The sequence below is a fragment of the Pseudoalteromonas umbrosa genome (assembly GCF_030125375.1).
GTDB classification, from domain to species: Bacteria; Pseudomonadota; Gammaproteobacteria; order Enterobacterales; family Alteromonadaceae; genus Pseudoalteromonas; species Pseudoalteromonas umbrosa.
Window position 1 is genome coordinate 225682 of record NZ_JASJUU010000001.1, and the last position, 24217, is coordinate 249898.

General features: G+C 40.2%; 17 protein-coding genes. 10 read left to right on the forward strand and 7 right to left on the reverse strand.

Annotation, left to right across the window (positions count from 1 at the left end; translation table 11 throughout):
* Window positions 1-426: 426 nt before the first annotated feature.
* The 3 genes from QNM16_RS01025 to QNM16_RS01035 form a co-directional block, all read right to left on the reverse strand.
* Entirely contained in the window at window positions 427-1104 is a 678-nt protein-coding gene (locus tag QNM16_RS01025) for a DUF4386 domain-containing protein (protein WP_284018741.1), read from the reverse strand.
* A gap of 149 nt (window positions 1105-1253) precedes the next feature.
* Complete coding sequence (locus QNM16_RS01030; RefSeq protein ID WP_284018742.1) at window positions 1254-2387, reverse strand: helix-turn-helix domain-containing protein; 1134 nt, start codon at window positions 2385-2387, stop codon at window positions 1254-1256.
* 273 nt (window positions 2388-2660) lie between these two features.
* Entirely contained in the window at window positions 2661-3830 is a 1170-nt protein-coding gene (locus tag QNM16_RS01035) for a serine hydrolase domain-containing protein (protein WP_284018743.1), read from the reverse strand.
* Window positions 3831-4097: 267 nt separating this feature from the next.
* On the opposite strand from QNM16_RS01035, the gene QNM16_RS01040 reads away from it, so the two are divergent.
* Window positions 4098-5156, forward strand: coding sequence for a Kelch repeat-containing protein (locus tag QNM16_RS01040; RefSeq protein ID WP_284018744.1), 1059 nt, complete (start codon window positions 4098-4100; stop codon window positions 5154-5156).
* 54 nt (window positions 5157-5210) lie between these two features.
* Here the strand turns inward: QNM16_RS01040 and QNM16_RS01045 are convergent, their stop codons facing one another.
* Entirely contained in the window at window positions 5211-5426 is a 216-nt protein-coding gene (locus tag QNM16_RS01045; RefSeq protein WP_284018745.1) for a hypothetical protein, read from the reverse strand.
* 1044 nt (window positions 5427-6470) lie between these two features.
* Here QNM16_RS01045 and QNM16_RS01050 point away from each other — a divergent pair.
* A complete protein-coding gene (locus QNM16_RS01050; RefSeq protein ID WP_284018746.1) occupies window positions 6471-8600 on the forward strand; it encodes a TonB-dependent siderophore receptor in 2130 nt (709 codons plus the stop codon).
* 68 nt (window positions 8601-8668) lie between these two features.
* Here QNM16_RS01050 and QNM16_RS01055 read toward each other — a convergent pair whose 3' ends face one another.
* Window positions 8669-11773 (reverse strand): efflux RND transporter permease subunit, encoded by a 3105-nt coding sequence (locus QNM16_RS01055; RefSeq protein WP_284018747.1) that lies wholly within the window; start codon window positions 11771-11773, stop codon window positions 8669-8671.
* Window positions 11770-12942, reverse strand: coding sequence for an efflux RND transporter periplasmic adaptor subunit (locus tag QNM16_RS01060; RefSeq protein ID WP_284018748.1), 1173 nt, complete (start codon window positions 12940-12942; stop codon window positions 11770-11772). The genes QNM16_RS01055 and QNM16_RS01060 overlap by 4 nt, the downstream gene beginning before the upstream one ends.
* Window positions 12943-13105: 163 nt before the next feature.
* Here QNM16_RS01060 and QNM16_RS01065 point away from each other — a divergent pair, with 163 nt between their 5' ends.
* The 7 genes from QNM16_RS01065 (at window position 13106) to QNM16_RS01095 (ending at window position 19718) form a co-directional block, all read left to right on the forward strand.
* Window positions 13106-13927, forward strand: a complete 822-nt coding sequence (locus QNM16_RS01065; RefSeq protein WP_284018749.1) for a nicotianamine synthase family protein — start codon at window positions 13106-13108, stop codon at window positions 13925-13927.
* 3 nt (window positions 13928-13930) lie between these two features.
* Complete coding sequence (locus QNM16_RS01070) at window positions 13931-15202, forward strand: MDR family MFS transporter (protein ID WP_284018750.1); 1272 nt, start codon at window positions 13931-13933, stop codon at window positions 15200-15202.
* Between the two features lie 14 nt (window positions 15203-15216).
* The gene (locus QNM16_RS01075; protein ID WP_284018751.1) at window positions 15217-15669 is read left to right on the forward strand and encodes a hypothetical protein; all 453 of its coding nucleotides are present in this window, start codon (window positions 15217-15219) and stop codon (window positions 15667-15669) included.
* A 154-nt stretch (window positions 15670-15823) separates the two neighbouring features.
* Entirely contained in the window at window positions 15824-16546 is a 723-nt protein-coding gene (locus tag QNM16_RS01080) for an ABC transporter ATP-binding protein (RefSeq protein ID WP_284018752.1), read from the forward strand.
* Between the two features lie 57 nt (window positions 16547-16603).
* Window positions 16604-18046 (forward strand): ABC transporter permease, encoded by a 1443-nt coding sequence (locus QNM16_RS01085; RefSeq protein ID WP_284018753.1) that lies wholly within the window; start codon window positions 16604-16606, stop codon window positions 18044-18046.
* A complete protein-coding gene (locus QNM16_RS01090) occupies window positions 18033-19391 on the forward strand; it encodes a DUF3526 domain-containing protein (RefSeq protein WP_284018754.1) in 1359 nt (452 codons plus the stop codon). The genes QNM16_RS01085 and QNM16_RS01090 overlap by 14 nt, the downstream gene beginning before the upstream one ends.
* A 171-nt stretch (window positions 19392-19562) precedes the next feature.
* The gene (locus tag QNM16_RS01095; protein ID WP_284018755.1) at window positions 19563-19718 is read left to right on the forward strand and encodes a hypothetical protein; all 156 of its coding nucleotides are present in this window, start codon (window positions 19563-19565) and stop codon (window positions 19716-19718) included.
* Between the two features lie 174 nt (window positions 19719-19892).
* Here the strand turns inward: QNM16_RS01095 and QNM16_RS01100 are convergent, their stop codons facing one another.
* The gene (locus QNM16_RS01100) at window positions 19893-22007 is read right to left on the reverse strand and encodes a winged helix-turn-helix domain-containing protein (RefSeq protein ID WP_284018756.1); all 2115 of its coding nucleotides are present in this window, start codon (window positions 22005-22007) and stop codon (window positions 19893-19895) included.
* Between the two features lie 327 nt (window positions 22008-22334).
* Here QNM16_RS01100 and QNM16_RS01105 point away from each other — a divergent pair, with 327 nt between their 5' ends.
* A complete protein-coding gene (locus QNM16_RS01105) occupies window positions 22335-23390 on the forward strand; it encodes an MBL fold metallo-hydrolase (RefSeq protein ID WP_284018757.1) in 1056 nt (351 codons plus the stop codon).
* Window positions 23391-24217: the final 827 nt, after the last annotated feature.

Consider the following 24217-nt stretch of genomic DNA (forward strand, 5'->3'; position numbering starts at 1 on the left):
TTTTATCATCAAGCTGTAGGAAGTTGGTTTGCCTTTATCTGATTGAGCTCCTTCAATTGAATCTATTTAATTGTATTACGTATAAGTCTATGTTTATTTGTTATCGTATTGATGCCAGTCTTGCTAGAGTGATAGGTTCAGCCTGCCTTGTGATAAAAACGATAATCGGCATAAGGCACACATTAAAGAATATCGGTTTCTTTAATCATGACCTCCTTCATTTGGGCAACGCCTGAACGTAAGTCAGATTGGGTTCATCAGTTCAGTCATGTGAGTATTTTATTAAAGCGCGAATGTGGCCTGAGTTATTTTAACTCAGCATTTTGTGCACTAAGGGAAGTGTGTCGGGGCAGAGGGTTATAATGGGTGCGCTTAAGAACAGAAAAAGGAAGCCGTATTTAGCTTCCTTGGTGGGTTTTATATTTATTAAGATTGTGCTTTTGGTTTTGCGCTTAAATCAAAGCCTTTGAAAATCATCCATAGTGGCAAGAGCAATTCGTATATGCCACCAGGGATATACATCCACGCACCTGAGAAATCTAGACCAAAGTAATCAAAAGCGACTTTTAATAGGAGTACTGCGTAACCAATCATGCCAAGTACTGAGATGGCTCTTGGAATTAGACGGTATTGGTATAAAGTGATGTTCAGTAAAAAGCCACATAAGCCTAGAGAAAACATGCCCATTAAAAAACCAAACCAACGCTCAGATTTTAGTGCGCTGCCCATCATATAAAGGTATTCACTTGATACATCTGGGTTTTCAATGACTTGTTTACCCATGGCAATCAATGTCATTAGCGTCACTGCACCGGTGATCAAGGTTGCGCCTTCAATCAAACGACCACTCACGTACCCAATGGCAATGCGTTCACTGTATTGTCTGATAGTCGGATAAATTAGAATGGACATGCCAATGACCGCAGCACAATTAATAAACTCCAATAATGCGGCAAACGCCAGAGATGATCTGTTAAGCGCCGCTTGCTCTAAAAAGTCTGGCTTAGTGAGTAGCTCATAAATGATGGAATCGGCATACATAAATGAGCTGGTTGAGATCAGGATAAGTAATCCGGCAATGCGTGTAGCAAGTAAAGTAGACATAAATAAAACCCTTTTATTTGTTTGCTTGCCGACATGCCTTATTTAAGTGTGCATGTCGACAGTGCACTTTTAAGATGGGTCTATTGTTGTCGTAAATTGTGTTCAGATCGTCCTAATGGGCCCGTTCGGTCTTTTTATTCGTATATTTTTTAGTGAGTTACTAACGCGGCTTGCTTCCTATATAATGATGGGGTTAATCCTGTTGCTTTTTTAAACGCCGTGTTAAACGTTGACTTTGAATTAAACCCAACCTCATATTGAATGGTTGATACGCGTTTATCGGTTTCTTGTAAGAGTTTTTCAGCGGCAGCAATCCGGTATCCGTTAACAAATTGGAAAAAGTTTGTTTTTAGTTGCTGCGATAAGGTCTCAGAAATATGGTTCTCACTGACACTGATGGCCTTTGAAAGTTTGTTTAAAGACAGCTCTTCATCCATAAATATCTGTTCTTGGGTCATAATATATTTCAAATTATCTGATATCGCATCCATTTTTGCTTGGCTTAATGTTGCCGTTCTCGATTGTATTGAAATAGGCTGCCCTTTATCCTCTTTGGTTAAGATGGGCTGATTAAGTGCCAACTGAGCGAATGCTAGTAAAACGGCAGCTTCAAAAAATGGTAAAAGTTTCAACCATGGCAGTTTCCAACCAGTTAACGTTGGCACGTAAGATAGCGAGTAGCAAAGCCAAACAATGCCCCATAACACGAGCATGATCCTAAACCAGTCTAGAGATCTTGATTGTATTTCTGCAAAGCGTTCCAATAATTGCTGACGGTGTCTGGCATGAACTTGCAGTGACTTGATGAAATAAAAGGCATTAAACACCATAAATACCACCATATTGGCAATACAGGTGTATAAGGCGACTTTAAAGTGCTCAGGGTTACGTGTTGCGGGATCTGCTAAAGCAAGTTTTTCGGCTGATGTGAAACCAATAGCAAATGGCAACATCACAAGAATAGCCACAACAGGCCCTATCATTGCAAATGCGTAGCTTTTCTTAGAAATCGCAAGTGTTGGTGACATAGTGGCGCATGCATAAAAAAATAACGCTGGACCAAGGAGGATACGCACGGGCATTTGCATGCCTACTAATGCAGGAAAGTACTGATATGCCCCCGTATAAATGACGAGCTCTCCGCTAACATGTATAAGTAGCAAGAATAATAGCGCGATGAGATATGTTGTTTGTGGTTGCTTAGGTTTGTGCATTGCTTGCACAAGTGCAAGTAAGATCACACCCCACATACCGGAATAGATGACGGTGTCTAAAACATCCATAATTTCCCTAATACTAGATATAGTAGATAAAACTCGCTGTATATTAAGTAGATGTAATGCTTGTGTAAAGTTTTGAAGGAAGTTCTTTAGACTTTAATTAATAAATTTATGACTCTAAGATTCTGATTTAAATAGATATATTTATTATGCGATTGCTTCTAATGTATCCTTCAATTTGGGTTTAATAAATTGGTTGGCAAAGCACACCAACCATGATTCAAACTCACGACTTACTGAGTCTACTCTTAATTATTTGTTGTATTGGTTTCAATCCTAGTTGTGCTGTTTTTTCATTATGCCAAATAACTTACTTTGTATTGCTCGGTAGGTGGGCATGGTAGTTGCGATTTTTATACCATCTTGGTTAGGGACTAGCTTGGACGTGTTGTAGACAAAAAGATGCCCTGTTTTAGCCTCTGGGTTTATGAACATTGAACTGTAAAAGTTCTTTTGACTGCCGGTGTGGCCAATATATGTTTGTTTATAAATCTGCCGGTTAAAAAACGTGAGGCCGATATGTTGATGTTTGCCTGTTCCAGTCGTGAGGCGAGGTGCCCACATTTCTAATAAACTCGTGCGTTTGAGTACATCATCGTATATTGGCTTCTTGTCGTCGCCAATCAAAAATAGAACATACTTGGTCATATCGGTTATTGATGCATTAATCCCGCCATTTGCGCTTGTGATGCCAGTGTTAAACTCAGGACCGCCCGACATAAATTTGCCGTTTACAAATGCATAGTTGTTGGATCGGTATTTGCTCAAATGAAATGGCGTTGAGTTAAAGTAAGCCGTGTGCATTTCTAACGGCTTAAAAATATTTTTATCAATATAGCTTTCAATACTATCGCCTGTTATTCGCTTTATGATTTCACCCAAGAAGTTGATGCCAAGATTGGAATAACTGTATTGGGTGCCAGGGTTAAACTTAATTTCGGAGTAGGGGAACATCGCGACAAGCTGCGAAAATTCTGCAGGTTCATGTGGTTGCCAAGATTGTGTTTTGAATGGAAAGCTGGACATGCGAAAACCAGCGCTATGGGTTAGTAGGTGCTCAATCGTAATATCACCGGTATTTTGATAGGGATTATGAAATTGTGTGATTTCTGGTAAGTATTGAATGATTGGATCTGATAACTTTAATTTTTGTTGGTCCCGCAGTTGCATAATGGCTATGCCTGTGAATGTTTTTGTAATTGATGCCCAGTGGTATAACGTTTTATCCGTGATGGGGTAGCCTTTGTCTATATCCGCCATACCGAAGTGAATGGACTTTGAATCTCCTTGGTTGCTAATAAAAACAGCACTTCCACCAACTATCCCAAGCTTCGATAATGAAGATTGAAAGTAATCACTTGCTTGTGGCCATGACTCTGCGCTTGCGATATTAAACTGAAAGCAGGTAATAAGAAAAATGAGTGAATTTAAAACGTATTTATTCACTGGAAGACCTTTATTGTTTTTATTTTTTATCCAGTGTAACAAGTTTTATGAGCGGGTACGATTTTTTAAAACAACCCACTAATTATATATGTGCAACGTCACCTACGAAATTCAACTTAATTTACAGCGATTTGGCGCATTTATATCTACTATTATGTAGGGTGTGTTATTTACTTTTAAAGTGATGTAGACGACAGTAAGCCCACACTGATCTTGAGTAAGATAACAAGGGTATAAATACACAGAGCTAAATACTAAGGAGTGCGAATGCATTTGTTAACTGCGAAAAGACATATATTGGTGCAATGTTGCTTATTACTCAGTGGCTTGGCCGTTGCTAGTGTATGGGCAAGTACAGAAGCAGTTGATAATAAAAAGCCTTATTGGCAACAAGCGCCTTCTTTGCCTGTACCATTACAAGAAATCTACCCTGCGGTATTTAAGGAGCGGATCATCGTTGGTGGTGGCTTCACTCCATCAAAAACGCCGTCTTTTCATGGTCTGGGTCCGAGTAAAGATGTTTATTTGTTAAATCCATCAACTGAACGTTGGCAGACTGCCCCTTCATTGCCTGAACGTCGTCACCATCTGGGGATGGTGAGTAATAGACATTATATTTATGGGATCGGTGGGTATTCAGGGCCTAAAGACGATGCGTGGAAAATAAAAAGGTCGGTGTTCAGATTAGATGGCAAGTTTCAGAGTTGGCGCTCTGGACCTTCACTCCCTATTCCGCTAGCGGAGTCTGTTTATGTCAATGTCGGAAAGTATATTCATGTAATTGGTGGTAAAACCATTTCTTCTAAGACTGGCAAGAAGGTAGATTCCAATGCACATTATGTGCTCGTAAACAATGCTTATTGGCGAAAAGCAAAGCCTGCAAGTATTGAGCGAAACTCTGCTGCAAGTGCTGCCATAGGCAATAAGATTTATGTTATTGGTGGACGCTCTTTGGCACAGGGGGGTAAAAATCTAAGTAACGTTGAAGTGTATGACACGAAAATGGATACTTGGACTACTTTAAGCCCCTTACCGATTGCGTCAGCAGGGTTGTCAGCGAGTGTGTTGGGTGAAAAAATCATTGTCACTGGTGGAGAGGTATTTGGACCAAATCACCAATGGCAAAAAGGAGAGGCCTTTTCAAATGCTTGGAGCTATGATCCAAAAATAGATAAATGGCAAGCGTTGCCTGATATGCCGCAAGCAAGGCACGGGCATGGTGCTGTTACCTTGAACGATACATTATATGTAATTGGAGGAGCCGCAAAAGTAGGCCCTCAAGACACATTGCAAAGTACACTTTCAATTACTGTAGAGAATCAGTAGCTGTTGTAAATTTGGAGAATAGCCGCCTAATGGGGCTATTCTTTTTTATTGGGTTTAATAACTCCAATGTGCCTTACCGCCATGTCTTGTTTCGCAGTGGTAAGCTGCGCGAGACGCATATGATTCTTCTCCATAAAAGAAATCAAAACTCCACAGTATTTTACTGTCTTTAAAACATGTAACCTTGAATCCGCTCGACGATGCAAGTGATTCCATTGGTATCGTAGATGCTAATGCTGCCGTAAGTGCGAAAAGAACTGGCTTAATCATTGTCATTCCTTTTTATATAAATTCTATTGTTAAGTGATTAGATTGGTTTAGAACAGTTTTTAATTTTGCTTAATCGAACTTTTCAGCACCAGTTACCAACCAAAACCAATTGTTTTGGCTTTCCCACCAAGTCTTCTTTCGCAGTGATCTATCGTACGATAAATATAGTGATCTTCAGTGCCAGAAAATCGTAAGTTGAATATTAATGTGTCATTTTTTTGTAGCAAAGTACATCTACATAGCCACCAAAAGCTTGAGATTGGTGTGGGAAGTGGCAAATACCGCTGCTGATGCGGCAAAAAGTAGTGCTTTAATCATCATGAAATCCCTATTGAAAATAATTATCATTACTATTTTTTGGTTCGCATTTTAATCAATTAGATGTGTTTGTAAAGACTTTTAATTAATGAAATTTTAATTGATTTATCTAAAAAATGTTTTTTTTAAATTGTGAATCTAGTTACTCAATATTTTTGAGTAATTTTTTTCTTAATTAGTTGGGGGGAGTGTTGGAAACTATATTTAAGGCTGATTCAAACATAAATAATGAGTGATAAAACGATATAAAAGATTATGCTTACATGTCTATATTAATTATCGACTAGCTTGTAGAGTGTTTTTAATTAAATCGTGGTGGTTTTTGATTTTATTTGTTGATTTTATTTTATAAGCTTGATTGAGTTCTAATATTATTTTTAATTTAATTGGTTGGATTTTTTATGGTTTAATAGGGTTTAATCCACGTTAGGTTTGTGTTGTTTGTTTTGTGGTGTTGTTTATTTAAATTAAGTATATTTAATGTTTTTTATTTTTATCTGGTTTGTTTAATTTGAACTGTAAATTATAATTTTAAATTGATGTAACTTTATTATTTTAGAGGTTTAAACCTGTTATTTTTTATTTTTCTATATCAGTTAAGTAGACAAATCAGAAGGTTACAGATATATGATTCGTGATGAGTTGTTGCGAATAGCTCTTAACACTGGCTTTGACACATGCTAAAGTACCTAAAAACGTTATAACATATCAAATAAAGGATTTGTAATGAAACCCCTTAACTATGCTTGCCGTTTAAGCGTACTTACTCTCTCTCTTGCAGCTATTTTCTCTGCACAAGCTCAAAACAGCATCGAAACAATCGAAGTTCAAGGTGAGCGCCAAGCTTATCGTGGTGAGTTCTCTTATCTTGAAACGCCAGAAGCGATTTTTGAATTTGATGCGCAGTTAATTGAAAATACAGGGTTAACTGATCTGACAGATGTGCTCGATATGTCAGCTTCAGTGAGCCGTCAAAATAGTCTAGGTGGCCTTTGGGATAGCTATGCTATTCGCGGGTTTTTCGGTGACGAAAATGTACCAAGTGGATACTTGGTCAATGGATTTAATGCAGGACGTGGTTTTTCAGGACCACGTGATGTATCTGGCATTGAGCGTATTGAAGTTTTAAAAGGGCCAAAAGCTGCACTTTATGGCCGAGGTGAGCCAGGCGGCTCAATTAACCTTGTTACTAAAAAAGCCACTTTTGATAATGCAAGCTCGGTTCAACTTACCGCAGGTAATCGCTCTCACCGCCGTTTTGAAGCTGACGTGAATACGGTAATTAGTGATGATGTAGCAGGTCGTTTTATTGGGTTTTATCAAGAGGAAGATAGCTTCCGTGACACCATAGAAACACAAAAGCATGGCCTAATGACATCACTGGTCTTCAAGCAAAGCGATCGCTCGCAAATTTTTTATGATTTAGAGTATGCTGAGAATGAGATCCCATTTGACCGCGGTATCATTGCCGTTGGGGGTAATTTTGATTTCATGCCAATTGAACGCTTTTTAGGTGAGCCCAGTGATGGCCCTACAACAACCAGTGTTCTTGGTCATCAATTACAGTGGAATTATGACCTAAACGATACATGGGAGCTGAGCTCTGCCGCTGCGTATCGCCAAACTGAGCTGGATAGTTTCTCAAGTGATATAGAGCTTTTACCTTCGCATCAAAAGTTTTACTTTGATGGACAAACTTTATCTAGACAGCACCGCGAGCGCCATTATGATACAGATCAGTATGTTGTGCGTTTCGAAGTGGCGGGTGAGCTTGAAACAGGTTCAATCAAGCACAACATCATTGCAGGTGTTGACTATGATAGATTTGAGTATGATCGAGCTTACTTAGTTGCCAGAGGTGTGCCAGTATCACCGACTGCTTCGGATCAGGATCTATATGCGATCAACGTACATAACCCAGTTTATGGTCAAGTAACGCCGGGTAAGCGTTTACCAGCAGTTGTTCGTCAACAAAATCAATGGTCGACAGGTTTGTATTTCCAAAACCAGATTGAGTTGAGTGATGCATTGCAAGTGCGTGTTGGCGGCCGTTTTGATTCAATGAAGCAAACTTTAGATGATAAACTTAGAGATCGTTATACAGAACATTCTGAAACGCGTTTTAGCCCGCAACTAGGTGTTGTATATCAAGTCGCTGATAATTGGTCTGTCTATTCCTCTTATGGCCAAGGATATCGTATGAATCTTGGTGCTGACTTTAAAGGCAATGTATTTGATTTGAACGAAACAGATTCACTAGAGTTTGGTACTAAGTTATCTCTACTTGATAATAATTTAGATATTGCCGTAGCGTATTTCGACAGTGAGCAGAAGAATATCATTGTTGCAGATCCTAACCCTGCTCACCAAGGCGCAGGGCTTTCGATTGGTAAAGCAAGTAGTGCAGGTTACGAACTGGATATCGCCGGTCAATTACCCGCGGATATTAAAGTGAAATTCTCTTACATGTACCTAGACGCACAGGTTGAGGAAGACTACGTCGATTCAGCTATTTATGCGCAGATTAAACAAGGCGATGATCTGTTAAACATTCCAGAGCATTCGGCTAGCTTACAAGTTAGCCAAGAGTATGTAGTGAGTGGCAATGCACTGACTGTTGGTGGCGGTCTTCAATATGTGGATGAACGCTTAGGCCAACGTGGTGAGGATTTTTATTTGCCATCTTTTGTAACAGCTAACTTGTTCGCTAATTATGACATTAATGCTCAGTGGTCAGTGAAAGCACAAGTTCATAATGCCTTTGATCGCAAACACTTTACGAACTCTTATACGCAATTCTGGGTGCAGCCTGGTGAGCCTCGTAAAGTATTACTGTCTACGTCTTATCAGTTCTAAGCGCATAGACAGAGACTTATAAGTCTTAACAAAATGCCTTGGTAAGTCTCCCTACCAAGGCATTTTTTTTATGCCTGTTGTGAAATTAAACGCCTTTGTATGCTACTGAATAAACTTTTGGTGTCCTCTAATACGACGTATAAGCAAGGTACCATAATCAGGGTAACAAATGTGGCGAAGAGCACTGAGAAGCTTAGAGAAATAGCGGTTGGAATAACAAATTGCGCCTGTAAGCTCGATTCAAACATGATAGGAACTAAGCCCAAAAACGTGGTCAAAGATGTCAAAAATATGGCTCTAAAACGGGACACACCCGCATTGATGACCGCGTCTTTAATATCTTGACCGAGAGTTCTGCTTTTATTTATCACATGCGTCATGACTAATGAGTCATTGATCACAACACCGGCTGCTGCGATGATGCCAAAAATAGACATCATACTTAGGCTGTAGCCTAAAATGAAATGGCCCCATAGCGCACCGACTAAGGCAAAGGGAATAACCGACATCACGATAATAGGTTGGGCATAACTTTGCAGCGGCAGTGCGAGTAATACATAAACAACTAACAGCCCGACAATGGCAAAGCTGACCACTTGGCTTTGCTCTTTACGCTGCTCTAATAGCGCACCGCCTAGCTGCGTCATAAGCTCCGGATGTTTTACTTTAAGCTGAGGCAGAAGAGTCTCTTCGATTAATTTAGCGACGTCATTGATGGCTGATACTTGCTCGTCGACATTGGCACTGATAGTGATAACTTGATGGCCTTGCTCACGAGTGATCACCGAGATCCCAGGTACTTCGACGGTTGTGGCAATATCACCAAAAAATACCTGTCCGCCATTGGGCAGTGTGATTAGGGTCCTATTTATTTCACTGACTTTTTCACGATCAGCACGTATGCCTTTGACCATAAAGATCACTTCTTGCCCTTCACGCATAACACGTTGCATCTCTATACCAAAATATCGGGCTGCAAGTTGTGTGGTCACGTCACTTGCGGTGATTTGTAATTGGTGGGCCAAAGGTTTGAGTTGTACTTGGTATTCAGTTTGTGCGCTATCAAGTGAAGAAAAGACACTGTGTACGCCGTCTACACTATTTAGTTTGTCGATGAAGTTCTTACTTGCCTGTTGTAAAGTTGCGATGTCGTGTGCAAAAAGTTGGTACTGTAAGTCTCCTTTCTCAGCAATATCAATGACATCTGATTCAATAGTGAATTTTTTAACTCCAGGTATAGTGGGTAGAGCTTCTCGCCAACGCCTTGCTAATTCGAATGTATCAAAAGGTCTGTCTGCTTCGGCGACTAAAGGCGTGACAACTTCAGCTTCAGTCAGATGATCAACGCGTGTATACATAGCATCGACCATGACTTTGCCTGTTTCAGCTTGTATTTCTTTCTCCACTCGTTGAATCAAGCTTTCAACTTGCCTTACCGCTTCCAGTGTCTGCGTCTCGGAGACATTATTATTCATTTGAATGTTGATCGACGGATAGTCATGAGGCACTTTAGGTACGGGCGTAAAGCGAACTTGGCCACTGATGAGCAGGCTTACTGAAAAAACCAACATCAAGATAAAGCCTATGATCACCGCATACCGATGGCTGATGCATAGCTTAAGCAGCGGCACATATCTTTTGTTTAACCCTTGTTGAAAGTTATTATTAAAGCGCGAACGCCAGTGTGTGCTAGGTAGTTTAGGCATAGGAGTAGAGGCGAGGTGAGCAGGTAAAATCAGTTTTGATTCAATAAGGCTGAAAAATAAACATAAGATGCACACGCCTGCAATGGCGATAAATTGACCTGAGTTGGGACCTGTACTGAACATAAAGGGCATAAAAACAGCGATGGTTGTTAACACGCCAAATGTGGCAGGCATGGCGACTTTTTGCGTACCGAGAATGATTTGCTGATTAGAATGTCCATGCTTTTCTATTTGCTCACATACGCTTTCACCGATGACTATGGCGTCGTCTACCACAATGCCGAGCACCATGATGAAGGCAAATAATGAAACTAAATTCATGGTGACACCGAGTAAAGGCATAAACCAAAATGCGCCGAGCATGGCAACAGGTAAACCTAACATGACCCAAATGGCCAGTCGGGTGCGTAAAAACACTGCGAGTACGATAAAAACGAGTAGGGCACCCTGAGCTAGGTTGCTTAACATCATATTTAATCGGCCATCTAGGTAGTAGGTTACGTCCACAAATTCGTAAATCTCTACTTCGCTTGGCAGTGTTTGGCGTTTGCGCTCAATGTATGGCTTTACGGTGTCCACAACTTGTGTAAGTGACTGCTCCTTATCAGCTAATACCATAATATACAGGGCGCGCTTACCGTTAAATCGCCCCTGATTGAGCGACTCTTTAAAGCCATCTTTGATAATGGCAATGTCCTTTAAGTAAATTTTTTCACCTAGTAAGCCGGTTAAAATCGGCATTTCTGCTATCCCCAGTCCAGTGTATTGGCGGGATTGCATTCTAAGATAGATGTTACCGCTGGCGGTTTTTATTTGTCCTGCAGAAAGGTTATTTGATTGAGCGCGCAGTGCTGTTACAACTTGTGCGAGGGTTAAGTTGTATTCTCTTAATTTATCAGGTGCTATTTCTATGGCGACTTCATAGTCAGGCATCGCAGATAAGTCGACATGAGAGATCTCTTTCAATTGTAATAATTCGTCTCTCATTTCATCTCCCAGTCGCCTTAATGACACGGGATCATCCAAGCCCGATACGACGACGCTAAATGCGCGCTGCCTTTGCACATTTTCATATACCAACAAGGGTTCCATATCGTTTGGAAAAGTTGCGATGCTGTCGAGCTTTAGCTTGATCTCATCTAGTCGTGAGGCAACGATTTCGTTGTTATGGAGCTGAACTTCGATATGGCCACCTGAAGGAGAAGCGGTACTGATAATGCGCTTTATCCCCACTTGAGGTTTTAAGGCCTGCTCGATTTTTATCAAAATGTTTTCTTCGATCTCTTTAGCGGATGCACCAAGTTGTACTGCTCTAATAGTGACCTTATTGCTATCTGATATCGGAAAGGTTTGTCGTTGAATGCTGTTGTAGCCGAGTATTCCCATGCAAACAATCAGTAATAACATTAAGTTAGCAGCAACAGGGTGATTAACAAAGTAACCTATCAAACCTGGACGCTGGCTCATTGGTTATCTCCTTTGTCTGCCAATTGCACGTTAGCGGTTTGTTGCTTTACTAGCATGCCATGCTGTGGATATTCAGGTAGCCGTGTCACGAGCTGATAACGTTGCTTTTTGGGAGCAGCTATCAATGCAAAGTCCTGTTCTTGGCGAAGCACGGGCGCAGAGTATTTGGTCAGTGTTTGACTCTCATCTAGTAACCATACCGCCTTATTTTTCAGCTGTGCTTGCGGAATTTTGAGGACATTTTCAAGCGTTATCCCATCGACATTGGCTTGTAAAAATTGACCAAAAAACAAGGGGGTTTTATCGCTATGTAATGCGTAGGGGTCGTCAATTCTTACAACATAGTATGCCATGCGTGTCTGCTCATTAAAGCGGCCCGTGTGGCGTGTTAAAGTTCCAGTTCTTTTAATACTGTCAGTGCTTACTTGGACATTTGTGATTGGTAGTGTCGGTAAAAATGGGCGATCAAATCCAGCAATGGGTACATGCATTTCGCCATAACTTAAGTTTACCAGCTGGCCTAGCGCTTGCGCTTTAGACACGACTTGCCCAAGCCCTGTACTGCGGTTTGTTACAAGTGCATCATATGGTGCATAGTATTTTGTTCTTAAGAGGTTTTTGTTAGCTTGTTCTAAGCTTGCTTGCGCAGCTTTTAAGCGTGCTTTGGCGCTCGCTACTTGGGGCTTTCTCAGTGCAAGCTCTGTAGTGTTGGGGTTATGTGCCCATTCTTTTTTAGCCACTGCCGCTTTAGCCAGTTCTTCAGACAGAGTTGCTTGTGCAAGTGCTAGATTTGCTTGTCTGTCTTTTACTTCAGTCTTGTAATCAAATGGGTCAAGTGAAGCTAAAACTTCGCCCTTTTTGACGATCCCGCCCTCAATGAACTTGCCATTTAACCACACTATTTTGCCACTGAGTTCAAATGCAATGTCGGTTTGCTCGCTAGGTTGCAATACACCAGAAAGCGAAAGCTTTGTCCGATAATCAACAATAGTTAAAGGCTGTGTCACAACTGTTGGACGAGTGTCTATGCGCGGGGATACTGCGACTTCTTTTTTTCCGAATATAAGGAGCGCTGCGCACGCGGAACCGCCTAAAATTAATACAGCAAGCAAGACCAGTAACCGCCTTGTATGTGTATGATAATAAGACTTATTTTTATTTATTCCCATGAAAAAAACTCTGTCTGTATTTATTTTAATCGTAAATTTTATGTTTACATGAAATGTAAGTCATTAAGTAGAATGAATTTATTCATCTCAATGTGTTTACATCAAGGTTACTTGTGGGATATGTTATAACATAAAGCAGGGACAATATAGTAAATTCTTCGTTATGAATATTTCAAATCAGGCACTTGTTCACGCAACTAAAATCGTGGATGGATTCCAACATATCAAGTCAATGTCCGCACTTGAGATCACCCCAGAAAATATGACTACGTTTCATCAGTTTTTGGACTTGCTTTCTAATGAGCATGGCAGTGACTTTGCAGATAATGTTTTGGCGCAACAAGAGATCCAAGCGATAAAACCTGGGATCCAGCAACTGTTCAGTCAGGCATCGAGCTTATACGAGCGACATTGGGCAGAGCGTATCGTTAAAAGCTCAGAGCCAAAGTTGACTTTGAGCAACGAATACCCGTATTACAAACATTACCAACGGGCCACAGGGTTGGAGATAAACGCGATCCACTCATTGGCAGCGACGCCGGTCAGGAATGTATTAATGGTTGGCTCGGGCGCATTGCCATTGACGACACTGGCATTACATCAAAGTGGCTTGAGTGTTGATAATCTTGATATCAATGGCCCAGATCTATTATTGGGTCAGCAGGTGTGCGATGCACTGTCTGAACAGCACCAAATGAAATTTATCCACAATGATATTTGTGAGCAAGGTAATCTTGACCAATATGACGTGATTTGGCTTGCGGCTTTAGTCGGTGATGAATCTTTGAAAGAGAAAATTATTGCTCACTTGTATGCACAGATGAAGCCGGGCGCGCAGCTGGTTGTTCGCACTGCATATAATTTACGCACGTTATTATATCCAAGTATTGATGAGCAGGGTCTTGCGCCATTTCAGCTCAAGCTGAAAATCCAAACCTATGCAGATAACTTCCACTCAATTTTAATTGCGCAAAAGCCAGAGTAACTTATGTCAATTTTTAGCTCGTATTTGCGGCTTTCGGCTGAGTATCGGTGGATGCTGGTTGCTGCCTTTGTGTTTAACCTCGGGTTTTACATGCTGATCCCATTCTTAGCGGGGTATTTAAAACAAGATTTGTTGCTCAGTGCCACCTTGGTGGGGGTTGTTTTAGGTGTGCGTTCATTTTGTCAACAGGGCTTATTCCTAGTTGGTGGGTTACTCGCAGATCTATTTGGTGAAAAGAAGCTGATTGTTATTGGTTGCTTGTTACGTGCAGTTGGCTTTTGTCTGTTTTTATTTTCAGACATAACCGCGCTATTATTTCTTGCTGCATTTTTAACAGGCTTTGCTGGAGCTTTATTTACACCGGCGGCACAGGCTTATTTTTCGAAGCAGCAAGTGCTCAGTCGCGCGCAAATGTTCTCTTTAGTGGGGGTTGCGCGTAACGGTGGCGAGCTTCTTGGCCCGGTTTGCGGGGTACTTTTGCTCAATATAAGCTTTGATATGTTATGTATTGTCTCTGCATTACCATTTGCATTGTTTGCATTGGTCTTCACAGTGCTTATTCCTGAGCGTCAAAAGCAAGACAAAAGCGACAATGATGATAAGCCCACTGCGACTTCTCAAAATGGTGGCGTGAAAGCAATGGTAGCTGGTGTATTGGGTAATCGTGCATTTTTAAAGTTCTCTGCGGTGATGGCAGGGTACTTTATGCTTATCAACCAGATCTCGTTCGCGATCCCCATGCATATTGTTGACCAACAAGGTAGTTCGAAAGATGTCGCTTGGGTATTGACCCTATGTGCATTGATCTCGATTTTTTTACAATTTCCTGTTACCAAACTATGCGAACGTTGGTTATCACCTAAGCAATGGATAAGTATCGGTATCGCGCTGATGGGTCTGTCTTTTGTGACGCTCATCCCTGCTTGGCCTTATGAAAACGGGGTGTTGTATTACCTACCACTGAGTGTGTTAGCTGTGATTTTTACCCTAGGTACCATGGTGAGCTTCCCATTTATTATGAGTGAGATCTCTGAATTGGCAAAAGACAAGTCAGTCGCTACGCACTACGGTTTTTTCTATCTATTCGCGGGAGTCGGCTTAATTGCAGGCAGCAGCGTGGTCGGTGTCGCGTTTGATTTATCTAATATCAGTGAACATCTAGCATGGTATTGCCTAATCCTAATTGGCCTTATTACGGCAATACTGAACACAGTGTTGAGCGCTTCTGCAACCCAAGAATCGCAAAGCAACGCCACAAGCACATCTACCCAATAAGTAAGGAACTTTAAATGATTCATCTCACCCCACAGCAGCAACGTGCTTATATGTCGGACTATTTAGAAAATGGTTGGCGTGAAGAACGCATGTCGTTTAGCTCAGTGTCGTTAGAGCCGGGTTACATCGATGGTAGAATTAATGTCGAGCACTTTCAGATGCCGGGAGACGGTCAATTTCATTTCAGTGCGCAAAGCGCGATGATTTGGATTTCTCAGCTAGGGATTATATACGGTTGCTGGGACAATCAGCTTAGTGAAAAAGCTGGTGAAGTGTATTTAAGAGGTTTAGATATTAAATTTAAACGCACAATTAACACCACAGAAGAAGTTCGTTTTGAAGGCTTCTTCCCTAAACACTGTAAAAAACACCTTTCAAAAGATCTGGTGTACTACAAAAATGCACAGATCCATGTTGAAGGTGGCGCATTTACAGGCACGGCTAGTTTCTTAGTGCCGACGGGCTAAATGATAAATGTTTCTATTTAATCAACAAGTGTTATGTTATAACTAAGCAATATTGACGTAGTCGTCTATTTTAAGTTCCGCTCGAGCGATGAGAAATGCCTAAATTATAGGTTGTTATCGCTTAGGCGGAATTTTTTAGTATAAGGAGTGTTTTGTGTTAGAAGCCAAAAATTTAAAAAAATCCTTTTCAGATAAGCAGGTAATTAACGACCTTAGCTTTAGTGTTGAAGAAGGCCAAATCATGTGCCTGTTAGGTGCAAATGGTGCAGGAAAAAGTACCACGCTGAATATTTTTCTGAATTTCTTACAGCCAGATAGTGGACAAGCTTTGATTGATGGTGTGGATGTACACAGCAGCAAAGGCTCAAAAGAAAAGCTTGTTTACTTACCTGAGCAAGTCAATTTGTATCAAGAGTTTAATGCCATTGATAACCTTAAGTATCTGGCGAGTTTATCCGATTTATCTGTCACTGACGCGCAAATTAATGCTGCTTTGGACGAGACAGGGTTGGAGCCAAGTGCGCGCTCTCAATCTTTAAAAAATTATTCGAAAGGCATGAGGCAAAAAGTCGGCATTGCTTTTGCGATCATTCGCCAAGCAAAGGTACTTTTATTGGATGAACCAACGTCAGGTCTTGATCCAAGTGCAACCTTAGAGTTTATCCGCATCATCGAGCAGCTTGTTAAGAAAGGCGCTGCGATCTTGATGGTAACGCATGATTTTTATTGTGCGCATACGTTAGCCGACAAAATTGGGATCATGGACAAAGGCACATTGCTGACCTTGCTTGATAACAAGCAACTGCCATTGCAGACACTTGAAAATACTTACCATGAGTTGATTTCAGGAAAAAGTGTTATCCGCGAAGCAAGCTAAGCAGTCGTCGCGACAGTAGATTAAAAGCTACTGTGTTCATACAGGAAATATAATTACATGATAAATCACAGAGTAATGAAGATATTTCGCCACGAATTAGCTAGTAAGCGTAAAAGCCCTAGCTTGTGGTTGATCTTCATCATGATCCAATTGTTGCTGGCAATCGCGTTATTCACAGGTTGGCAGCAGTATCAACATAACGCGCAAACGCAGGCAAAAGCCCAATCACTTGTTGAGCAACAGTGGGAAGCCCAACCTGATAGACACCCGCATCGAGTGGCGCATTTTGGTCACTTTGCTTTTCGTACGCCCAGTGCATTAAGCTTTTTTGATTTAGGGGTAAATTCTTGGGTTGGCAACAGCATTTTCTTAGAAGCGCATAAGCAAAACAGTGCTAATTTTGCCAATGATCAAGATGGCGGGACCTTACTGCGATTTTCAGAGCTAAGCAGTGCCAATATCTTATTAACGATTTGGCCGTTACTTATTATTGCGCTGGGCTTTGCAAGTATCAGTGGTGAACAAAAAAGCGGGACTTTACGCCAACTTATGTCTATGGGCGTGTCATTTCGAGATTTAGTCACAGGAAAAAGCTTAAGCTATCTATTCTTGTCCGTGATCTTTATTTTGCCTGTTTTTATTTTGGCGCTGGTATTGGCAGCAAGCACAGGTGCAGCATTTTCATCTGAAGCGCCACTTAGACTATTGTTGCTATTCACCGTTTATGTGCTTTATTGCTTATTTTGGATTGGCTTAACACTGTTTGTTTCTAGTTTAGTGAAAGCGCCAAAGCAAGCTTTGGTGTTATTAACGTCGATTTGGTTTATTTTGACTATTTTGATGCCGCGCATGCTGGCTGAGTTTGCACATAATCAGTACCCGCATCAAAAGCGCAATGACTTTGAATTAGCAATTAAACTGGATAACCGCAAAGTCGGGGACAGTCACAATCCGAACGATCCTTACTTTAATAAGTTCCGTGAAGACACGTTGAAAAAATATGGCGTGAGCACAGTTGAAGAGCTGCCTGTCAATTACAAAGGGTTGGTAATGCAAGAGGGCGAAAAGCTAAATGCCGAGATATATAAAAAGCATTACGAAAAACAGCTTGAGCAATTCTCAGCGCAGCAACGTTTTATTAGCCAGTTTTATTGGTTGAATCCTTATTTGTTCGTACGCGATTTTTCAATGGCACTCTCGCGTACAGATACGAGACACTTTTTAGACTTTGAGCAACAAGCAGAAGCGCACCGTTATGCGCGTATTCAAAAGCTCAATAAGTTGCATACAGAAGAAATAGATCATCACAATGACAGAGATCAGCGCATCGATAAATCGTACTGGCAGGAGTTTGACGCCTTTACTTATAAATCACCTGTACTTGGTTGGTCATTGAGCCCGTTTTCTTTGGCTTGGTTGCTGCCTTTATTGGTAGTTTTAGTGATGTTTGGTTCATTAAATTCTAAAGGGATGCAAAGGAGAGTTTATGCTGCTGTTTAAACTTGAGTGTAAGCGACTTTTTTCAGGGGCTATCAATAAACTTGTATTGCTACTTTTTGTGATAGCTGGTGTATTTGCGATTTATCAAGGTGCGCAAGGGTATAAAACGCTGCGCATTGATCAGTACAAATCTAAAATCGTCTTTCAAAAAGAGCGTGAACACGTTAATAAAAGAGAGACTCTACCAGCGGCAGGCTCTTTGGCTTATTATGCCAGTGCACCAACAGAGTGGAAACTCAGTCCGTGGGCTGCGTTGTTTGTCGGTGAAAGTCATTCATCTATGGTCGCCTCTAAAGTGCGTGCCACTGCATTGCAAAGCCAAATATTTAATCGAGAAATCGTTAATCCAGCGCAGCAGCGCACAGGGGGATTAGATCTTGGCTTTGTTTTAGTGTATCTGCTGCCCCTTGTCATTGGTATTTTAACCGTTACTTTGATCTCTGATGAGCAACATGCAGGGCGTTGGCGAATGTTAAATGCACTGCCAAAAAGTGCATTTAGTCAGGTTGCGAAGCAGCTCGCGCTGCGTTTTGTTGTGATTTGGTTATTGGTGATCTTACTTCTGGTTAGTGCGGCGATGCTTTTATCCTTGCCGTTTGATGGCGTTTTTTGGACTGTGTTGCTGGCAAGCACTTTATACATGGTGTTTTGGTTTGCCATTGCTAGCTTGATCATGAGTTTTGGCAAAACAAGCGTGTTTAATAGTCTGGCCTATCTTAGTAGCTGGGTAGTTTTTGCTATGTTAGTGCCAAGTGCTGTGCACTTATATTTGTCAAATCAGTACAAGACTGACGCTCCTCTAGAAATTAGTCTGACACAGCGTGTCACGTTAAACGATGGGTGGGATAAAGATAAGCAGCAAACTTTAGACACATTTTTGCAGCATGAGCCTAATTGGCAAGATACCGCGCCTCTTGGCGAGGAATTTGATTGGAAATGGTATTACGCGCAGCAGCATTTGAGTGATGTAGAGGTAGCTCAGTTATGGCAACAGTATCGCGACAATAATCAAGCACGCCAGCAAACTTTACAAACTTTGAGTGCGCTGTCTCCGGCTTTGTTCTTTCAGCTTAAATTAAATCAGCTCGCAAATACCAGTAGTGCGGATCAAGCTGATTATCGTTTGCAGGTGGTTGAATATCATCAACAGATCCGTCATTTCTTCTATGACTTTATGTTTTTTGACAAACCAGTCACTAAAACGGATGTTGAAAACTTCCCATTGTTTGAAGCTAAGCCTCTCAATAAAGAAATCAATATTTGGCAAATATTGATCAGTGCCTTAGTCATTTTTGCATTGGCATTCTTTTCGGCTGTTCGCCTGAAGCAGCTACGTCCTATCTAAATTTATATCCCAAAGGCAGCTATCGCTGCCTTTGTTTCTCTTTTCATATCTCTTGCCAAACTTGCATAATGCTGGTTTGGTTGAACTTTGAACATTATTGTGGTTTTGTATTACTGAGTGTATTTATTGCCAGCAGTAATGGCATTCATAAAAACTAGATGAGGGATCAATATGAAACTCAAACTTAATAAAAAATCAGTAAAATCTTTAAAAATTAATGCGTTAAAAAATTCACTCACTCCCCAAATCGGTGGAGCAGGGCAATATCGAGAAAGCGTAGAAATTTGCTGGACGCACCCAGCATATGCTGCATGTAGGTTTAATTAAAAGATAAAGCCCTGTGATACTGGGTTTTATCGGTTAAGTGAAATGGCCTTGTGGTAAAATTATATACGAAATAAAATGACATCATTGTAGCGTCCAGTTATGTCATTTTCTTTTTTCTTACCTACAACTGAGTTGAGGTATATTACTTTTTAATTGATAAATTGAGCTCAGGTATTATTCCAAATCAAGCAACATAAGCTCTTTTTTGATGCTCACAAACTCAGAAAAATAAACTGTTTTTTCAGGCACGCTGATACCACTGATACTATCAATGTCCCTATCAAACTTGGCGAGTAAAGTTAACTGCTCTAATCTTGGGTGATATTGCCAGAGTGTATTGGTTGATGAGATGATATAGAGCTGTTCTTTATATGTAAATAGGCCTTGTGCTTCAATTCCGTCGAGCATAGACACGCTATGTCGCTCTTTATTAATTACTTTAAAAATTGACTTGCCTTCAAGAGTAAATAGATCGTCATTACGAGTGAGCAATGCTTTGTCGGTATCCTCGAAATACAAAGAGTGAAATTTTTGGGTATTTAAATTGAGTAGAGCAAGACTTGGGGTTGCATCCTTTAGTTGTTTTACTAAAAGTTGGCTATTTCCTCTGTCTTGGTAGATTCCAAGGAGAGGGTAAGGGGTATTAATTGAAGAGAGTTTGCCACTTAAACTCAAGAGATACAGTTTCTTATTTGCAAGGATAAATAACGCGCTTTCACTCTTGTTCCAAAGTATATCGACTGGAGTTATTGCGTCAGTGAAATTACTTAACTGAGAGTCTTTTTGGCTGCTTTGATTATGAAGCCAGACTTGTTCACTACCACTTCTTGATGAAATAAAGGCGACAAGCTTACCGTTTGGCTGCTGCTTGGCGTTAAACTCATCGACGTTACTACGTGAAAAAGTAGTCGATTCGCTCAGAGCCTGAGGTGAATGTGCATACCATTTTGTCAGGCCTATATCTCTATCAAAGTTACCCATTGAAGCAACAAGCTGGTTTTTACTTGGATGTATGGCTGGATACAATATTTTGTCAGTAGTGGGTTGTAAGTAGGCGTTGACTTCACCAGATAGGTTTATGCTTATTAACTGGTTGTTTTTAGATATTAATAGTAAGGGAGAATCAAATAACCAACGAATATGATTGATGTACGAAAAATTGTGATGCTCACCAAGCTCCACCTTATCTAAATCTAGTGTTTTCGGGTCGTAAATGCTTAACGTAAGGGGCATATACTTTTTGTACTCGATCCAAGCTAACTTATTTTGTGGCCGAGAGTAATCAAGTGCACTGATTGTTTTATTATCCACCTTGTGCAGTAGTTGAGTATTGTTTTTTACAATATCAAGCTGTTGTATAAAACTGTTTTGGGCTTGCCGGGTTATAAAAGCAATGGTTGAGTTAGTTAGCCAAACAGGTTGATTATGAGTATTTAATTCACAGTGATGATAAAGTGTGGAAGGTTGAGGAGAGACTTTTGCTAAGTGAAAAGAAATGCCTCGAATTTCATTACATGCCTGAAGCTTGTTTTTTTGTGTGGGATGCTCAGCTTTTACTATTGCGCTATTTGGAGTAGAGTTGCACTGTGCTTTACTGGTAAAGACAATACGTTCTCCATCTGGTGACCAACGCGGCACGCCATAATTACCCGCTTCTCTTGTAAGTAGATGTTCTTCACTTGTGCTTATTCTTCTAGCCCAAAGTTGATTTTTACAATTACCTAAAAAGCGTTGGAAAACAATGTATTGCCCATCTGGTGAAAAACTAGGCTTTTGCTCAATATTATCTGTTGCAGTTAAAGGTGTGAGCGATTTCACGGTCACGTCTGCTTGTATGGACACATGCCTTAATGACAACGTCATGATCACGCAACTCAGAAATACACTTATAATTAACCGCCAGCCGAACACCGGAGAAAGGCGTTGAATTAATGTTGTGGAGGAGTTATACCTGCTTGGCTCATTTTGATTCGGACTGTGCAATCTTACCTTTGGGATTAAACTGTAACCAATTTTTGGGTAGGTTGCGATAACTTGTTGAGACCGAGCTGTGTCATTTAGTACTTTTCTGAGCTGACCTACGCAGCGTTGAATAGCATTGGCAGAGGTTACAGTATTTGGCCAAACGGTTCGTAAAATCGTCTCATGATTGACTACTCTCCCTTGGTTTTGGGCAAGGATGAGCAAAACTTGCATCACTTTTGGTTCAAGTGACGATGTGCCAATCTCTGTGGTAATTTGTGAGCGCGCCATATCAATATGCGCGGTGCCAATGTAAAACTCAACCATTGAGTGCCTTTAGTATGCTGTATTTGTAGTACCTGTTATTGCTCAAAGTTAGTATAACGATACGGCTAGTTTTTTCTAGCGATATTTTTATGCTATCTATCTGTTAAATATACATAAAAAAACCGCAGCTTTTCTCTAGTAAAACTTTAGGTCAATTATATTGCGCATCTTTTCAAGACCTCGACAATGGCACCTAATAAAAATAAAGAGTAATAAAAAATGAGAAAACAGCTTATATGGGGCATTTTGGCCTGCAGCGTTATATTTTCCCACTTTTCCTTTTCGAAATCGTCGCTTTTACCCACCTTAACCAAGGTGCGTGATCATGTGTATAACTTAGACATTGGTTACAATACAAATGTTGGGATTGTTATTGGGGATGAGCACGTTGTGCTTATAGAGTCGGGGTTTGGTAAGTCATCGAATAATAAAATAATTGAAGCAGTGATGTCTCTCACTGATAAGCCTATCAAATATGTAGTCAATTTACATATGCATGGTGATCATACCGGAGGTAATAAATTTTTTGCGTCTATGGGAGCAACGATTATCAATCAAGCTAATGTTATTTACAGTGCAGACTATGATAAGTATTTCCCTACGAGTAATCGTTTGCATTTTAAAGATAAGTTGGTGCTTGAGTTAGGAAACGAAACTATATATTTAGAGCATATAATCGCTCATACTTTTGATGATGCAGTAATATATCTTAAAAAAGGGAATGTATTTTTTATAGGAGAAAATATCAGACCACAGCACGTCGTAGATCCTGGGGTTTTGGGGATGAAAAGTTTTAATATATGGGGTAAGGAAGCATTAGAAGTGATTAACGATGATACAGTTATTGTGCCTGCGCATGGTAAAGCGATTATCAATAAGCAAGAGCTGATAGAGTATAGGAAAAACTACGTTGCTTGGTTCAATCGTTTCGATCAACTATTTCGAGAGGGAAAATCAAAGGAACAGTTGTTGGCAGATAAGCCTGCCAGGGAAATTGCTGCGAAGCTAAACTTAGACAATAACCCTAAACATACGGAGTACTATGGTCACTATGTCACTGATATAGTTGAAGGTGATATTGATGTACCTGTGACATTTTCTGACTCACAACTTGAGGGATATATAGGCCGTTATGTAGCAAATGGTAAGCCTGACATTGTTATTGAATTACTTGATGGGCAGCTAATCATGAAGCAATTAGCCAGCATTATTTCGTGGATAAAACCTCACCATCATGATGAGTTTAAAGTGATGACGTACAATGGTGGAACTGTGGTATTTGAGCGAGACAAACAAGGCTATGTGACTAAGGTCAAAACGTATCCACATGAGCGTGCGAATAACAAAGAAAAGTATCAAGGAATATTTGTGAAGCAGCTCTAATATGATGCTTTGAGTAAGGCCTATTCAAGTTATTTTGAGTCTTATTTCTGGCAAACATCTATTTTAAGGTGTCTGCCATTGCTTGGCAAAGGGTGAGGTTTGGAGCTACTGTGTATTCAGCTATTGTATTTTTTTAGATAAGTTTCAGGTTTTCCATGTCAATACAAAGAGCTACGCATTGATATCTGTTAAATCAGTATGAGATGACACTGCGTCTTACGCGAAATGGTGGCGAGTAGACTGATAATCAGAAAAAGCAGTTGTAGTATTTTTCGCCTCTTTCTTCATAGCTTCTCAGAAAAAGCGTTGCTATAAAATTGGTTTTGTAGCGGGCTGTTCTTTTAGAAATAAGTTTATTTCTTGCCAATGATAGTGATACCGTTTAATCAAGGTGAATATCTGTATGAAATTAAAGCTAAAAATTTATAAAAAATAAGTTAGTTAGGTTGTGTTGTAACTTCATAAGCTTGTAGAGCAGGTCAGCACACAAAAGCGTGGCTATTTGCCTTCTATATTCAAACCACACCGATCTGATTTAACTAAACGTTTGGTAGTCAATTGTGTTTAAAGGTTTCTAGACAGGTATAAAATTAAATCAGCTTTCACAGTTATATATTTTTATACACTATATATGCATTATTTTATATTTTTTAAAATTAATATTCACCTGGGTTAATGGGTTGTTTTTTGGTGTGAATTTTTTGTTTTTTAATTGCGTTATTTAAAACTAAAATAGATGTTTTTTTGAACTTTAGCTTACAAGCTTCGTTTTATTGTACACCAGTATTATGAGTCTTTTTATCCCTGAAGGTATACACTTAGATAAG

Coding starts and splice junctions, on each gene's coding strand:
- QNM16_RS01025 (WP_284018741.1), bottom strand. CDS start 1,104: ATGTCTACTTTACTTGCTACACGCATTGCCGGATTACTTATCCTGATC.
- QNM16_RS01030 (WP_284018742.1), bottom strand. CDS start 2,387: ATGGATGTTTTAGACACCGTCATCTATTCCGGTATGTGGGGTGTGATC.
- QNM16_RS01040 (WP_284018744.1), top strand. CDS start 4,098: ATGCATTTGTTAACTGCGAAAAGACATATATTGGTGCAATGTTGCTTA.
- QNM16_RS01045 (WP_284018745.1), bottom strand. CDS start 5,426: ATGATTAAGCCAGTTCTTTTCGCACTTACGGCAGCATTAGCATCTACG.
- QNM16_RS01050 (WP_284018746.1), top strand. CDS start 6,471: ATGAAACCCCTTAACTATGCTTGCCGTTTAAGCGTACTTACTCTCTCT.
- QNM16_RS01055 (WP_284018747.1), bottom strand. CDS start 11,773: ATGAGCCAGCGTCCAGGTTTGATAGGTTACTTTGTTAATCACCCTGTT.
- QNM16_RS01060 (WP_284018748.1), bottom strand. CDS start 12,942: ATGGGAATAAATAAAAATAAGTCTTATTATCATACACATACAAGGCGG.
- QNM16_RS01065 (WP_284018749.1), top strand. CDS start 13,106: ATGAATATTTCAAATCAGGCACTTGTTCACGCAACTAAAATCGTGGAT.
- QNM16_RS01070 (WP_284018750.1), top strand. CDS start 13,931: ATGTCAATTTTTAGCTCGTATTTGCGGCTTTCGGCTGAGTATCGGTGG.
- QNM16_RS01075 (WP_284018751.1), top strand. CDS start 15,217: ATGATTCATCTCACCCCACAGCAGCAACGTGCTTATATGTCGGACTAT.
- QNM16_RS01085 (WP_284018753.1), top strand. CDS start 16,604: ATGATAAATCACAGAGTAATGAAGATATTTCGCCACGAATTAGCTAGT.
- QNM16_RS01090 (WP_284018754.1), top strand. CDS start 18,033: ATGCTGCTGTTTAAACTTGAGTGTAAGCGACTTTTTTCAGGGGCTATC.
- QNM16_RS01095 (WP_284018755.1), top strand. CDS start 19,563: ATGAAACTCAAACTTAATAAAAAATCAGTAAAATCTTTAAAAATTAAT.
- QNM16_RS01100 (WP_284018756.1), bottom strand. CDS start 22,007: ATGGTTGAGTTTTACATTGGCACCGCGCATATTGATATGGCGCGCTCA.